The organism is Streptomyces sp. MMG1121 (genome assembly GCF_001280015.1).
GTDB lineage: Bacteria > Actinomycetota > Actinomycetes > Streptomycetales > Streptomycetaceae > Streptomyces.
The window spans coordinates 1-13,726 of record NZ_LGDV01000196.1 but is presented as its reverse complement, the minus strand read 5'-3'; the positions used below and the strand labels follow the sequence as shown (position 1 = coordinate 13,726).

Annotated in this window: 10 protein-coding genes, 1 tRNA gene and 1 pseudogene; 4 read left to right on the top strand and 8 right to left on the bottom strand. The window is 72.1% G+C overall.

Translation table 11 applies throughout. The features are described from left to right. Positions 1-108: 108 nt before the first annotated feature. The 4 genes and pseudogenes from ADK64_RS23025 to ADK64_RS43315 all read right to left on the bottom strand — a co-directional run. Positions 109-1,089 (bottom strand): ribose-phosphate diphosphokinase, encoded by a 981-nt coding sequence (locus ADK64_RS23025; RefSeq protein WP_053661747.1) that lies wholly within the window; start codon positions 1,087-1,089, stop codon positions 109-111. Positions 1,090-1,242: 153 nt separating this feature from the next. Next, the gene (gene glmU / locus ADK64_RS23020) at positions 1,243-2,691 is read right to left on the bottom strand and encodes a bifunctional UDP-N-acetylglucosamine diphosphorylase/glucosamine-1-phosphate N-acetyltransferase GlmU (protein ID WP_078992795.1); all 1,449 of its coding nucleotides are present in this window, start codon (positions 2,689-2,691) and stop codon (positions 1,243-1,245) included. A gap of 126 nt (positions 2,692-2,817) precedes the next feature. Continuing rightward, a tRNA-Gln gene (locus ADK64_RS23015) sits at positions 2,818-2,891 on the bottom strand. Between the two features lie 17 nt (positions 2,892-2,908). Next, positions 2,909-3,633: pseudogene (locus ADK64_RS43315) on the bottom strand (hypothetical protein); the annotation flags it as partial. Positions 3,634-3,710: 77 nt separating this feature from the next. On the opposite strand from ADK64_RS43315, the gene ADK64_RS23005 reads away from it, so the two are divergent. Beyond that, on the top strand, positions 3,711-5,012 hold the full coding sequence (locus ADK64_RS23005; protein ID WP_053661745.1) for a sensor histidine kinase: 1,302 nt from the start codon (positions 3,711-3,713) through the stop codon (positions 5,010-5,012). 9 nt (positions 5,013-5,021) lie between these two features. Here the strand turns inward: ADK64_RS23005 and ADK64_RS23000 are convergent, their stop codons facing one another. After that, positions 5,022-5,555, bottom strand: coding sequence for an SUKH-3 domain-containing protein (locus ADK64_RS23000; protein ID WP_078992794.1), 534 nt, complete (start codon positions 5,553-5,555; stop codon positions 5,022-5,024). 58 nt (positions 5,556-5,613) lie between these two features. Further along, on the bottom strand, positions 5,614-6,129 hold the full coding sequence (locus tag ADK64_RS22995) for a YwqJ-related putative deaminase (protein ID WP_053661744.1): 516 nt from the start codon (positions 6,127-6,129) through the stop codon (positions 5,614-5,616). A gap of 263 nt (positions 6,130-6,392) precedes the next feature. On the opposite strand from ADK64_RS22995, the gene ADK64_RS22990 reads away from it, so the two are divergent. From ADK64_RS22990 to ADK64_RS22980, 3 genes are all read left to right on the top strand, one after another. Beyond that, positions 6,393-7,433, top strand: a complete 1,041-nt coding sequence (locus ADK64_RS22990) for an SMI1/KNR4 family protein (RefSeq protein ID WP_063789940.1) — start codon at positions 6,393-6,395, stop codon at positions 7,431-7,433. Positions 7,434-7,443: 10 nt separating this feature from the next. Next, positions 7,444-10,521: an SUKH-4 family immunity protein gene (locus ADK64_RS22985; RefSeq protein WP_053661742.1), complete on the top strand. Its 3,078-nt coding sequence runs from the start codon at positions 7,444-7,446 to the stop codon at positions 10,519-10,521. A 264-nt stretch (positions 10,522-10,785) separates the two neighbouring features. Further along, positions 10,786-11,673 carry a cellulose-binding protein gene (locus ADK64_RS22980; RefSeq protein WP_420713016.1) on the top strand — a complete coding sequence of 296 codons (888 nt, stop codon included), beginning with the start codon at positions 10,786-10,788 and terminating at the stop codon, positions 11,671-11,673. Between the two features lie 70 nt (positions 11,674-11,743). Here ADK64_RS22980 and ADK64_RS22975 read toward each other — a convergent pair whose 3' ends face one another. After that, positions 11,744-13,390: a cation acetate symporter gene (locus ADK64_RS22975; RefSeq protein WP_053661740.1), complete on the bottom strand. Its 1,647-nt coding sequence runs from the start codon at positions 13,388-13,390 to the stop codon at positions 11,744-11,746. Continuing rightward, positions 13,387-13,726 (bottom strand): DUF485 domain-containing protein (locus ADK64_RS22970; protein WP_053661739.1); only part of this gene is annotated, 340 nt, incomplete at its 5' end. The genes ADK64_RS22975 and ADK64_RS22970, both read right to left, overlap by 4 nt.

The window sequence follows — 13,726 nt, the reverse complement described above, 5'->3', positions numbered from 1 at the left end:
CCCCGTCAGAAAACGGAGAACGGCCTCCCTCGCCGAGCAACTTCGACAGTCTACTCGGAGGGGGAGGCCGCACTCAAAAGGATCTTCAGCCAGGGGGCTGCAGAAACCTCACTGCTCGTCGAAGAGGCTCGTCACCGAACCGTCCTCGAAGACCTCACGCACCGCGCTCGCGATCGTCGGAGCGATCGACAGCACCTTGATCTTGTCCAGATCCACCGACAGCTCGCCCGGCGTCGGCAGCGTGTTCGTGAACACGAACTCGCTCACCCGCGAGTTCTTCAGCCGGTCCGCCGCCGGACCGGAGAGCACACCGTGCGTGGCGGTGACGATGACGTCCTCCGCGCCGTGCGCGAACAGCGCGTCAGCAGCCGCGCAGATGGTGCCACCGGTGTCGATCATGTCGTCGACCAGGACACACACCCGGCCCTTGACCTCGCCCACGACCTCGTGCACGGTCACCTGGTTCGCGACGTCCTTGTCACGCCGCTTGTGCACGATGGCCAGCGGCGCACCGAGCCGGTCGCACCAGCGATCCGCCACCCGCACCCGGCCCGCGTCCGGCGACACGACCGTCAGCTTGTCCCGGTCCACCTTGTCGCCCACGTAGTCGGCCAACAGCGGCAGCGCGAACAGGTGGTCGACAGGCCCGTCGAAGAAGCCCTGGATCTGGTCGGTGTGCAGGTCCACGGTCAGAATCCGGTCGGCACCCGCCGTCTTCATCAGGTCCGCGACCAGGCGCGCCGAAATCGGTTCACGACCCCGGTGCTTCTTGTCCTGCCGCGCGTAACCGTAGAACGGCACAATGACCGTGATGGAGCGCGCCGACGCGCGCTTCAGCGCGTCGATCATGATCAACTGCTCCATGATCCACTGGTTGATCGGAGCCGTGTGGCTCTGGATCACGAAGCAATCCGCACCACGCGCCGACTCCTGGTACCGGACGTAGATCTCGCCGTTGGCGAAGTCGAAGGCCTTCGTCGGGACGACCCCGATACCCAGCTGGTGGGCGATCTCCTCGGCAAGCTCGGGGTGGGCGCGGCCGGAGAAGAACATCATCTTCTTCTCGCCGGTCGTCTTGATCCCGGTCACAGCACAGTCTCCTCAGAGGTTGTCTCAGCCAGCCGGCTGCTCGGCGACCTCTCGGCTGGGCGTGAGAGGCCGTATCAGCTGGTAAGGGTGCGGGTGCACGCGTGCGGATGTGCACTTATCACGGTACGCCGTGTTTGGCGCACACGTTTCCGGTCAGTCCTCGCTCTCGCCCTCCCGGGACGCCGCCTCGGCCGCCTTCGCCGCCGCGCTCCCCGGACGCTTCCGGGCCACCCAGCCCTCGATATTCCGCTGCTGGCCACGGGCCACGGCCAGCGAACCGGGCGGCACATCCTTGGTGATCACCGACCCCGCCGCGGTGTAGGCGCCGTCCCCGACCGTGACAGGAGCCACAAACATGTTGTCCGAACCCGTCCGGCAATGCGACCCGACCGTCGTGTGGTGCTTGTCCTGACCGTCGTAGTTCACGAACACGCTCGCCGCCCCGATGTTCGTGTACTCACCGATCGTCGCGTCACCGACGTACGAGAGATGAGGCACCTTCGTGCCCTCCCCGATCGTGGCGTTCTTCGTCTCGACGTACGTCCCGATCTTGCCCTTCGCGCCCAGCCGGGTCCCCGGCCGCAGATACGCGTACGGCCCCACGGACGCCCCCGGGCCCACCTCGGCCCCGTCGGACACCGTGTTGTCCACCCGTGCCCCGGCACCCACCCGCGTGTCCTTGAGCCGGCTGTTCGGCCCGACCTCGGCCCCCTCGCCGAGATGCGTGTCACCCGTGAGCTGCGTCCCCGGGTGCACGACGGCATCCCGCTCGAACGTCACGGTCGCGTCCACCCAGGTGGTGGCCGGGTCGACGACCGTCACCCCGTCCAGCATCGCGGCGGTCAGCAGCCGGTCGTTGAGAATCCGCCGCGCCTCGGCGAGCTGCACCCGGTTGTTGATCCCGGCGATCTCCCGGTGGTCACCGGCCACGGAGGCGCCGACCCGGTGCCCCGCCTCCCGCAGGATCCCGAGCACGTCCGTGAGGTACTCCTCACCCTGGCTGTTGTCCGTCCGCACCTTCTTCAGCGCGTCCGCCAGCAGCTGCCCGTCGAACGCGAACACCCCGCTGTTGATCTCCCGGATCGCCCGCTGGGCCTCGCTCGCGTCCTTGTGCTCCACGATCGCGGTGACGACACCCGACGCCTCGTCCCGCACGATCCGGCCGTACCCGGTCGCGTCCGGGACCTCGGCGGTCAGCACGGTCACGGCGTTGCCGTCGGCGCGGTGGGCGGCGGCCAGCCGCGTGAGCGTCCCGCCGGTCAGCAGGGGGGTGTCCCCGCACACGACCACGACGGTCCCGTCCACGGCCCCGCCCAGCGCCTCCAGCCCCATCCGTACGGCGTGCCCGGTCCCGTTCTGCTCGGCCTGCACGGCGGTCCTGGTGCCCGGGTCGATCTCGGCGAGATGGGCGGCGACCTGCTCGCGGGCGTGGCCCACGACGACGACGAGGTTCTGCGGGTCCAACTCACGGGCGGCGGCCAGCACATGGCCGACCAGGGAACGGCCGCAGATCTGGTGGAGGACCTTGGGTGTGGCCGACTTCATACGGGTGCCCTCACCCGCTGCGAGAACGACGACGGCGGCCGGGCGAATGGCGCTCACGGGGTTGCCCTTCGGCTCTGGATGGGGATGACAGCCGCAGGATACCGGGGGGAGTTTCGGCGGACATGAGAGCGGGCCCCGACGGTGCTGTCACCGGTCAGGACCCGAACCTTGATTTGTGTGCTGTGGCTCCCGGAGAAGGATTCGAACCCTCATTCAACGGACCAAAACCGTTTGTCCTGCCCTTAGACGATCCGGGATGGATTGCGCGCTTTGCCCGAATCGATTGATCGGCTTCGCGCGCGGCCTCCACTATGCCGTACCAAGACCCCTCGATGCGACGGTACGAGTCGGCACCCTTCAGGACTTTGATCACGAGACAGCCCCGGTGGTTGTCGCCGGTGTTCATGCGAACCGTCTTGGGGTTGTGCTTTTTGAGGGTCGTCTTGTCGAAGGTGGAGGGGGTGGCGCCGACCAGGTCCGCCCAGTGGCGCTCGGCGACCACGACGTCCGCAGTCTCGTGGATCATCACGCTGAACCGAAGGCGACGTTCTCGCGGCGGGCGTAGGGCTTGTCCTTGCCGCCCTCGGCCCGATAGGGACCCACGCCCAACAGGAACAGTTCGCGACCGGAGAGGTTGCCGATGGCCGTCTTGGCGTCTTCTTTCGCGCTTTGACGCTCCTCGTCCCGGATGCGGAGCTTCCCCTCCCGGCCCTTGCGTGCGATGGCCGCCGCTTCCTCGGGGCTCCGCTTGCGCTCCGGCCTCGGCAGATCCCGAACCCACAGGGAGATCGAACTCTTCGAGCAGCCCGGCTCGACCTGGATCTGGTCGTACGTCCATCCCTGGAGTCGCAGCGCGACCGCCCGCTCCCGCAGCTCCTCGAAGTCGGCGTATGTGCCAGGTGCATGTGTCATACGCATACCGTCCAGGCGGAATGTGCGTTCCGGGGGTGAACGGAGCGGTTCACCAGTTCGAGGGATATTGGTTGATTTCGACATCATCCGGTTACGGAGTGTGGCGTGTCGTGGGTGGTGAAAGTCGCCGGAAAACGCGGACCGGTCGCCCGTAGGCTGGATGCATGACCATGACGGGGGAAGAGCACGCCAGGGGCCTGACCGGTCCCTGGTGGTGGGCCAGGTGGCGTAGTGCGGTGCTCGACGGGAGTCTCGCGCTCGTGTCAGCCATGGAGTGCGGGGCGGAGGGCGTTCCGTTCGCCCGGGACGCGGGGATCCCGGTGGCGCTGGGAGTCCTGTTCGGCGTGATCGCCGGTTCGGTGCTGTTGGTGCGGCGCAAGTGGCCGATCGCCGTCGTGCTGGTCGCCATCGCGATCACACCGGCCGAGATGGGCTTCCTGATGGGCATCGTCGGCCTGTACACGCTGGCGTCGTGCGAGCTGCCGCGGCGGATCATCGGTGCGCTCGCGGGGATGTCGTTGCTGGGCACGATGATCGTGACGTTCGTGCGGGTGCGGCAGAGCATGGCGCGCGGGGATCTGACGCTGGGTGACTGGTTCGTGCCGTTCGCCGCGGTGGCGACGTCGTTGGGGCTGACAGCTCCGCCGTTGCTGTTCGGGCTGTACGTGGGGGCGCGGCGGCGGTTGATGGAGAGCTTGCGGGAGCGGGCGGACTCGTTGGAGCGGGAGCTTCAGTTGCTCGCGGAGCGGGCGGAGGAGCGGGCCGAGTGGGCGCGCAACGAGGAGCGGACGCGGATCGCGCGGGAGATGCACGACGTGGTCGCGCATCGGGTGAGTCTGATGGTGGTGCATGCCGCTGCCTTGCAGGCGGTGGCGCGGAAGGATCCGGAGAAGGCCGTCAGGAACGCGGCGCTCGTGGGGGACATGGGGCGGCAGGCGCTGACCGAGTTGCGGGAGATGCTCGGGGTGTTGCGGGCCGGGGAGGACGTGGGCCGGCGGGCCGCGGAGGTGCCGTTGGCGGCGGTGCGGGAGGCGGTCGCGGCGGCGGCTTCCCGGGCGGTGGCGGAGGACGGGCCCTGTCTGTCGGAGCTGGACGAGTTGATCGGGCAGTCGGCGGCGGCGGGGATGGTCGTGGAGCTGTCGGTGGTGGGGGAGGCGCGCTCGTATGCGGGGCAGATCGAGCGGACGGCGTACCGGGTGGTGCAGGAGGCGCTGACGAACGTCCACAAGCACGCGGCGGGGGCGAAGACGCACGTGCGGTTGGCGCACCGGGTCTCGGAGATCGCGATGCAGGTGGAGAACGAGCCGCCGCCGGAGCCGGGGTTCGCGTCGGCGGCGGGGCTGCCGTCGGGTGGGAACGGTCTGGTGGGCATGCGGGAGCGGGTCGTGGCGCTGGGCGGGGTGTTCGTGTCGGGGCCGACGGATGCGGGGGGTTTCCGGGTGTCGGCGGTGATTCCGGCGGCGTAGCGGTCCGGTTCAGCCCGCTGTGAGGCGTACGGGTTCGATGCCGGTGATGAGGGTGGCGAGGGCGTGGTCGATGTCGGGGCCGACGTACCAGTCGCCGGTGTGGTCGAGGGTGTAGACGCGGCCTTCGGCGTCGATGGCGAGGGCGGCGGCGGTGTCGGTCTCCTCGCCGAGGGGGCACAGTTCGGTGCCGAGGGCGCGGCCGAGGTCGCCGAGGGTGCGGGCGAGGTGGCGGCCGTGCAGGGGGTCGAGGTGAAGGGTGGCGGGGGCGATCTGGCGGCCGGGGCCGCCGGGGGCGATGTGCAGCCCGCCGAATTCGGCCCAGGCCTCGACGGCGGCGGGGAAGACGGTGTGCCGGTGTCCGGCGGGTGAGCTGTGTTCGCGCAGGGCGTCGGCCCAGATCTCCGCCTGTTTTATGTCCCAGCGTCCGGGCTGCCAGCCGGCGGCGCGCAGGGCGGCGTCGACCGGGACGGGGAAGCGTGGTGCGGGTGCCCCCTGCTCGGTGGGGTGGGGGAGCTGGGGGGCGGTGGCGCGGTCGGGGTGCATCGGCCCTTCGATCGTCGTTCGTCGTGCTGGCGGGTGGTACTGGGGTTGACGGTGGTGGTCAGCCGTCGGTTGCCGTGGGGTCGACGATGCGGACGCCGAAGTGGGCGCTGAGGGCGGTGCAGGCGCGGCAGGGGGCGGCGAAGCTGCCGTGGAGGGGGTCGCCGTCCTCGCGTATGCGGCGGGCGGTGAGTTTGGCCTGTTTGAGGGCTTTGCGGGCTTCGCCGTTGGTCATGGGTTTGCGGGCGGCGCGTTTGCTGCGGGTGGCGTCGGCTGCGGTGAGGTGCCGGGAGATGAGGATGGTTTCGGCGCAGCGGCCGGTGAAGCGGTCGCGCTGAGCGCTGGTGAGGGTGTCGAGGAAGTCCTGGACGAGAGGGTGCAGGGCGGGTGGCTGGTCGCCGCGGGCGGCGGTGCCGGTGAGGGTGGCGCCGCGGACGGAGAGGGCGGCGGCGACGGTGGGCAGGATGCCGTCGCGGCGCTGGCGCAGGGTGGGCGCGGGGGGTGTGTCGGGGCCGCTCCAGCCGATGCGAGGGTCGCCGGCCCGCACGTCCGTACCTCCGGTCCGCAAGGTATTCATGGTCGTTTTCCCCTCCCCGGGCATCCCCCCGAAGGACACAGGGTGCCAAATGCCGTGGCTGGTGCGGAAGCTGGGGCGGTGCGACACGCCACGGTCGGGGGGGATCGTCACGGAGGGGTGACGGCTGGTCACGGAAGCGGAGGGGTGGTTTCCCCGGGGATGCGGTGGGCCGGTGACCGGGGTGCGTGTACCGCATAGGCTGTCGGCATCCGCGATCGACACCGCCGTTCAGGCCAGAGAGAACGCCGCAGGGGGCAACCGCCATGACGACAGGTCGGCTCGGGCTGGGGGCACCGCCCAGCGGCCAGGCTGGGGGACAAGCCGCGCCGCCGAACGCGGCCTACGCCGGGCAGGTCGTGCACTTCCCGGATCCGGTCCGGGCGGCGCGTCACCCGAGAGGGGTACGGGTCGATGAGCGCGGGTACCCGGATTTCTCTGCGTACGCGCGCGTGGCGGTGGAGATCGCCGAGCCGCCGGACGGGTTCGGGGTCGACGAGTTGCGGCTGACGGACTACGTGTCCGCGAACGCGGCGCTGGCGGCGGACGGGCACGAGTTGTGGGACACGGTGCCGGATGTGGCGACGCCGCACGGCTGGACGTGGCATCACGTGGCCGGTTCGCGGCGGCTGGAGCTGGTTCCGGTCGAGGTGAAGGCGTTGCTGCGGCATCACGGTGGTGTGGCGACGGCGCCGGTGGACCATTTCAAGCGGGGGACGCGGCCGTTGCAGGAGACGCGGCCTGCGCACTTCGGGCTGCCGAAGTCGGGTGTGGCGGTGACGGAGACGCAGGTGCAGGGGGTCGAGGAGGATCTCGGCTACCGGCTTCCGGGCGCGTACCGCTCCTTCCTGAAGGCGGCGGGCGGTTGTGCGCCGGTGGGTACGGCGCTGGTCGCCGAGCTGGGTCTGCTGGTGGACCAGCCCTTCTTCACGGTGCGGGACGAGGCTGCGGTCAACGACCTCGTCTACGTCAACAAGTGTCTGCGCGACCATCTGACGAAGGACTTCCTGAGCGTCGCGTTCGTGCAGGGCGGTCTGCTCGCGGTGAAGGTGAAGGGCGAGCGGCTGGGGTCGGTGTGGTTCTGCGCGTACGACGACGTGCGGGACGTGGATCCCTCGTGGTCGCCGGCCGAGCGGGTGGAGCGTCTGCTGCTGCCGTGCGGTGACGACTTCGATGTCTTCCTGTCCCGGCTGGCCGGCAGTCCGCCGGAGTTGGAGACGGTGGCGAACCTGATGGTCGATGGCGGTTTCGCCCATGTCGTCCCGGCGTCCGCCGGTGCGGCGCCGTCCGGTCCGGTGGGGGAGTGAACTTCAGGCGATGGTGACTTACGCACAGGCGCAGGAGCGCGCCGAGGAGTGGATCAACGGCGACGTGCCCGTGTACCAGCATCGTGAGGTGCGGGTGCGGGAGTTCGAGCTGGGTTTCGTGGTGTGGGGCGAGGACCGGGCGGAGGGCCCGCGTTCGGACGCGGGCGGGCAGCGGCTCGTCATCGCCCGGGACAGCGGGGAGGCGACGCTGTGGCCCGCGCTGCCGGTGGGCGAGGTGATCCGCCGCTTCGAGGAGGAGTACGGCCGCCCGGACGGCTCGCAGGACGTGGCTGCGGCGCCCGCGCCCGCCCGTGTCGACCTGAACCAGACGTCGTTCCTGCTGACTCCGCCCCAGTGGTTGCAGGAGGCGGCGGACAAGCTGGGTATCGGGGAGCGGGGGCCGGGGGAGGCGTCCGGTGCGGGGGCCGGGGGTGTGTCTTCTGGTGGGGGCGTGAGTTCTGGCGCCGGTCCTGGTCCCGGTGTGGGTGCGGGTGCCGGGGCTTCGGCCGGTGCTGGGGGGCTTGCGGAGACGCAGGCCGGGGTGCCGGTGGGTGCGCCCGGCGCATCCGGCTCGTCTGGGGCGCCCGTTCCTGGGCACGCGCGTCCTGGCGCCGTTCCTCCGGCTGATGTTCCGGTGGGTGCCACCCCGTGGACCGGTACCGACACGAACGCGGGCTCCGGTGAGGACGATCGTTCCGTGCCGTTGCCCGCGACGGTGTTCGCGCCTCCGCTGAGCGACTCCGACGAGGTTCCCCGGCCGCCGGCATCCACGCCGGAGGCGAAGACGGCGCTGATGTCGGGGGGCAGCCAGCTGCCGCCCACAGCGGTCGCGCCGGCGCTCGACCCTTCCTACACGCCGGGCGTGCAAGGTGGCCCACCCGCTGCTGGTGGTGCGCCGGCCGTGCCTGGCATCGCGCACGCGCCGGGCTCGCCCGGTGCACCCGGGGCGCCCGCCGCTCCTGTCGCGCCGGGCGTTCCGCAGGGCAGCACGCCCCCGCCTCCGTCTCCGGGCGCCGCTCCGTACGGCTATCCGCAGGCACCCGGCGCTCCCGGCACGCCCGCGCCGGGCGCACCCGTCTACCCGCCTGCGCCCGGCACCCCGCTCCCGCCCCCCGCGGCTCCTGTCGCGCCGGGTGCTCCGCAGGGCAGCACGCCCCCGCCTCCGTCTCCGGGCGCCGCTCCGTACGGCTATCCGCAGGGTGCTCCGGGTTACGGCTACCCGCAGGCGCCGGCCGGTGCGCCGAACGCGCCCCAGGTTCCGGCCGACCCGGACACGTCCGGGCGGCGGCTCGCGCCGAACGCCGGGGACATCGCGGATGCCGCGACGAGCAAGGCCGCGCCGCCGCCGAAGAAGGCGCGCGGCGGAGCGGGTGCGCCGCCTCCGCCGCCGGGTGCCCCTGGTGCGCCAGGCGCACGCCCCGGGAGTGCGGTGCCTCCGCCCGCGCCGGATGCGTCCGGGGGTGCGTATGTGCCGACGCAGCTTGTGTCGTCGCTCGGGCCGGAAGGCCTTGACGGGCCGGGTGCGCCGGCCGCTCCGGGGGGTGCGGGAGGGGTCCAGGCGCCGGGCGCGCCGCAGCCTCCGGGCGCCCCCCACCCGCCTGCCGCGCCTCCGGGCAACGTGCACCACGCGGCCACGGTGCTGGCCGATCCCAGCCAGTTGGGCGGGGGCGCGCCGCAGCCTCCGGGCGCCCCGGGCGTTCCGGGTGCGCCGGGCGTTCCGGGTGCGCCGGGCGCGCAGATGGGACCGGGCGCCCCGGGTATGCCTCCCGCCCCGGGCGCTCCGGCAGCTCCGGGCGCTCCGGGCATGCCCCCTGTGCCGGGCGTGCCGCAGCCTCCGGGCGCCCCTGGGGCTCCCGGTGCACCCGGCGTGCCGCAGCCTCCGGGCGCTCCCGCGGGTCCTGGCACGTCCGGTGGCGGCCGGGGTGCCGTGCACCACGCGGAGACCATGCTGGCCGCGCCGCCGGTGGCGGGTCCGGGCGTGCCTCCGCCGCCGCCCGCCCCGGGCGCACTCGGTGCCCCGGGCGCCCCCGGTATGCCGCCGGGCGCTCCGCAGCCGATGCCGCCGGGCGGGCCCGCTCCGGGGCAGCCGGCGTACGGGTATCCGCCGCAGGGGCAGCCGACGGTCGGCCCCGGCTATCAGGCCGTGCTGCGCTACCGCGCGCAGGACGGTTCGGAGCAGCAGCTGATCCGGCGGTCGGCGCCGGGCACGCCGCACCCGGAGTGGCAGATCTTCCATGAGCTCCGGTCGATGAACGTGCCGCCGGACCAGGTGCTGGAGCTGCACACGGAGCTGGAGTCGTGCGAGCTGCCGGGCGCCTACTGCGCACGGATGATCCGGGAGCAGTGGCCGCAGGCGCGGATCGCGAGCATCGCGCCGTACGGCACGGACCACGCGAGCCGGCAGCAGGGGATGCAGCAGTTGCTGGCGCACCAGGGCGAGTTGCACCAGGTGGCGGACGGGCCCGCGCGGCCGGCGCCGGTGCGGGCGCCGCTGTCGCAGGTGCACCCCGTGCCGCCGGTCCCGCCGGAGGGGATCGGGCAGGAGCTGGCGGCGGTGTTCGGGCCGGGGATCTTCCGGTTCGAGCAGCAGGCGGTGTCCCGGCAGGGCGTGCCGCCGGTCGTGGCGCACACGCTGGTCGTGGCCGGTCTGCCGATGGACCTGGGACCGTTCTTCTGGGCGCAGGCCCAGCCGGGCCGTCCGGTGCCGACGCTGGCGGAGCTGGCGGCCGAGCGCGGGGTGCAGCCGGCGGCGGACGCGGGCTCGTACCTCGTGATGGGCACCGACTTCGGCAAGGCGATCTGTGTGCAGTACGGCACGGCGAACATCGTGGCCGTTCCCGTGGAGGCGGGGCCGGGCGGTGCTCCGGTGCCGCCGCAGTTCGTGAACACCGGGCTGCCGGAGTTCGCGCGCTGCCTGGCGCTGCTGGGCCGGATGTGGCGGCTCAGGTACGGGCTGAACCAGGAGCAGGCGGGCCGCTGGACCGTCGATTTCCAGGCGCAGCTGGCAGCGCTGGACCCGGCGGCGCTCGGTTCGCCGGAGAGCTGGTGGTCGGTCCTGCTGGAGCAGATGTGGGACGGACTGCTGTGACGTCCTCACCCGCCTGAACACGCATTCCCACCGGAAGCCCTGCCGCGTTCGACGGCGGGGCTTTCGGCGTTCCGGTGAACCCGATGGCTTGCCGGGCCTGCGCCCGGCGCTGTTCGCGTCCGCTCCCATCCGCTCCCAGCGGAATTCGAGCGTGACGTGACTGCGGAGTGTCGCGTTATGAACACTTACGCCCGATCCATCAAGATGTGCGCGAAATCATCCCGTCGCGTTTGTCGTGAATATCCGGTGGAGAGGGGTCCCAGCGTGAGCAGTGCATCGATGCCGCTGTACGACTTCGTGACCGTCCGGGGGCGCGGCTACCGCCCCGATCAGGTGGATGCCCGCATGCGGGCACTGTCGTCCGACCGGGACGCCGCGTGGGAACGCGCCGCGCGGCTGACCGTGCTCGCCCGGGAGATGGAGGCGGAGGCCGCGCGGATGCGTGAGGTCGTCGCCCAGCTCGCGCCACAGGAGTACGAGGAATTGGGGGAGCCCGCACGGCGCCTGTTCCAGCTCGCGATGGAGGAGGGGGTGGATCTCCCCGAGCGCACGCGGCGCGAAGCGCGTGAGCAGGTCGCGCAAGCTGAGGCGTGCGCCGAGAGCGTACGCCGGGAGGCGCAGGAAGCCGCGGACGCGCTCGGCGCTGAAGCCGACGAACACGCCCGCCAGTGCCTCCTCGCCGCGCGCGCCGAGGCCGACGGCCTGCGCATCGGCGCCCGGCGCGAAGTGAAGGAAAGGCGCGCGGAGGCGCTCGCGGTGTGGCGCGAGGCCCGGCAGCGCACCACCGCCATGCTCGCCGAGCAGTCCCGGGAGCACGCCGAGCGGTGGGCCGAGGCCGAGCGCGAGGAGGCCGAGCAGGTCGCCGTGCTGGACGCCCGCGACGCTGAACGCATGAGCCGCGCCGAGGCCGCGCTGTCCGAGGCCAAGCAGGCCCTCGGGGAGGCCGAGGAGGCAGCGCGCCGCAGCCAGGACGAGGCACGCCTGCGCGCCGTCGAGATCATCGCCGACGCGCGCGTGCGCGAGGAGTGCATCGCCCATGAGACGGAACAGATGCTGCGCGAGCACAGTGAGACCTGGGACGACGTACGGGCGCAGATGGACAACGTCCGCAGCAGCCTGATCTCGCTCAGGGGCCGAGCGGCCCTGGAATAGCCCCCGGCTCCGCCGCCCCTGGCCCCCCCCCGGCCCCGCGCTACCCCGCCCCGGCCGCGCGCCGTCCCCCTCAACTCCCCCTGCGCACTGCCCCCGCCAGGATCCACCCCTCCACCGCCTCGTACTGGCGCCGCTGTTGCTCCGCCTTCGCGCGGCCGGAGGCCAGCGTGCCGAGCCAGCCGAAGAGGAAGCCGGCCGGGATGGAGACGATGCCGGTGGTGGTGAACGGGAACCAGTTGAAGTCGGCGTGCGGGAACGCGGACAGGGGCGAGCCGGAGACCAGATTGGTGCCCGGCATGAGCAGCAGCACGGTCAGCGTGCCTCCGATCAGCGTGGCCAGCAGCCCGCCGCGGGTGTAGCGGCGCCAGAAGAGGCCGTAGACCAGGGCGGGCGCGATGGCCGAGGCGCCCAGGCAGAAGGAGAGCGTCACCAGGGGCTGGAGGCTGTAGTGCTGCACCAGGGTGGCGAGCAGGATCGTCGGTACGCCTATGGCGAGCGCCGACACGCGCGCGAGGGCCATCTCGCGCCGGGCCGGCATCTCCTGCACGCGTGCGGCGAAGACGTCGTGGGCCAGGGAGTTGGCGCAGGCGAGGATCATCCCGGCCACCGAGGCGAGCAGGGTCAGGAAGATCGCGGTGGTGACCATGGTGAACAGGAAGGTCTCCGTGGTCGACACGTCCGCGCCGAACGCGGCCCGGGAGCCCAGCAGATACGCGGTGTTGCCCTGCGGATCGGCCCCGGCGATCACCGTACGGCCGACCAGCGCGGTGGCGCCGACGCCCACGACCGTGATGACCAGGACGAACAGGGCGACGATCGACACCGCCCAGGACATCGAACGGCGCACCTGGCGGGCGCTGGAGGCGGTGTACGTGCGCATGGTGACGTGCGGCAGGCAGGCGCCACCGAGCACCACGGTCAGCTCGGAGGCGATCATGTCGAGGCGGGATCTCGTCCCGGTGCCGAACTGTAGCCCGGAGTGCAGGAAGGCCGGTCCGGCCCCGCTCTGCCGGGCGGCGGCGGAGAACAGGGCGCCGGGGTCCCAGTCGAAGCGGTGCAGGATCAGTACGGCGACGGCGGCGCCCGAGCCGACCAGCATCACGATCTTCAGGATCTGGATGAGGGCGGTGCCCTTCATGCCGCCGATCGCGGCGTAGGCGATCATCAGCGTGCCGAGTCCCACGACGCATCCCGTCTGCAGCGACTCGCTGGAGAAGCCCAGGATGAACGCCATCAGCTGCCCGGTTCCGGCGAGTTGGACCAGCATCAGCGGCAGCAGCGCGGCGATCGTCACCGCGCAGGCCGTGATGCGCACACAGCGGCCCGGCAGCCGGCGGGCGAGTGCGTCGCCCATGGTGAACCGGCCCGCGTTGCGCAGGGGTTCGGCCAGCAGGAACATCAGCAGCATCAGCGACAGCGCCGTACTGAGGGCGAGGACGACCCCGTCGTAGCCGCACAGGGCGATCACGCCGCCGGTGCCGAGGACGGTGGCCGCGGAGATGTAGTCGCCCGCGATGGCGAGGCCGTTGCGCAGCGGGGACAGGGAGCCGTACCCGGTGTAGAACTCGTCGAGGTCGTCGCGGTCGGGGCCGGTCATCACGCACAGCAGCAGGGTTACCGTGGCGACGGTGGAGAAGGCGACCAGGGACATCTCCTGGGCCCGGCCGCTGAATCCGGTGAAGCCCCAGACGGCGGGGGAGGGGGCGGCGCCGGTCATCGGGTCGCTCCGCGCCGTGCGTCCAGTGCGGCCTCCGCGCGGATGCGGTCCGCGAGCGGATCGACGTGCTGGCGCGCGGTGTGCTCGTACAGGGCGATCGCGAGCCAGGTGACGGGGAGTTGGAGGAGGGCGAGCAGCAGGCCGGCCGGGATGCCGTCCGCGACCGTGCGCGTCATGACGCCGGGCGCGCACGCGGACAGGACCAGGAACAGGGTGAAGTAGCCCAGTGCGGTGAGCGTGGCGGTGCGCCGCTGCCAGCGGTAGGCGCTGCGCAGGACGCGCAGGTCGCGGTGGTGGCCGACGGGTTCGCGGGACGGGCGGTGGCGGGGGTGGGGT

Bases quoted from the DNA above. Each gene is read 5' to 3' on its own strand.
- ADK64_RS23005 (WP_053661745.1), top strand. From the start codon at position 3,711: ATGACCATGACGGGGGAAGAGCACGCCAGGGGCCTGACCGGTCCCTGG.
- ADK64_RS23000 (WP_078992794.1), bottom strand. From the start codon at position 5,555: ATGCACCCCGACCGCGCCACCGCCCCCCAGCTCCCCCACCCCACCGAG.
- ADK64_RS22995 (WP_053661744.1), bottom strand. From the start codon at position 6,129: ATGAATACCTTGCGGACCGGAGGTACGGACGTGCGGGCCGGCGACCCT.
- ADK64_RS22990 (WP_063789940.1), top strand. From the start codon at position 6,393: ATGACGACAGGTCGGCTCGGGCTGGGGGCACCGCCCAGCGGCCAGGCT.
- ADK64_RS22985 (WP_053661742.1), top strand. From the start codon at position 7,444: ATGGTGACTTACGCACAGGCGCAGGAGCGCGCCGAGGAGTGGATCAAC.
- ADK64_RS22975 (WP_053661740.1), bottom strand. From the start codon at position 13,390: ATGACCGGCGCCGCCCCCTCCCCCGCCGTCTGGGGCTTCACCGGATTC.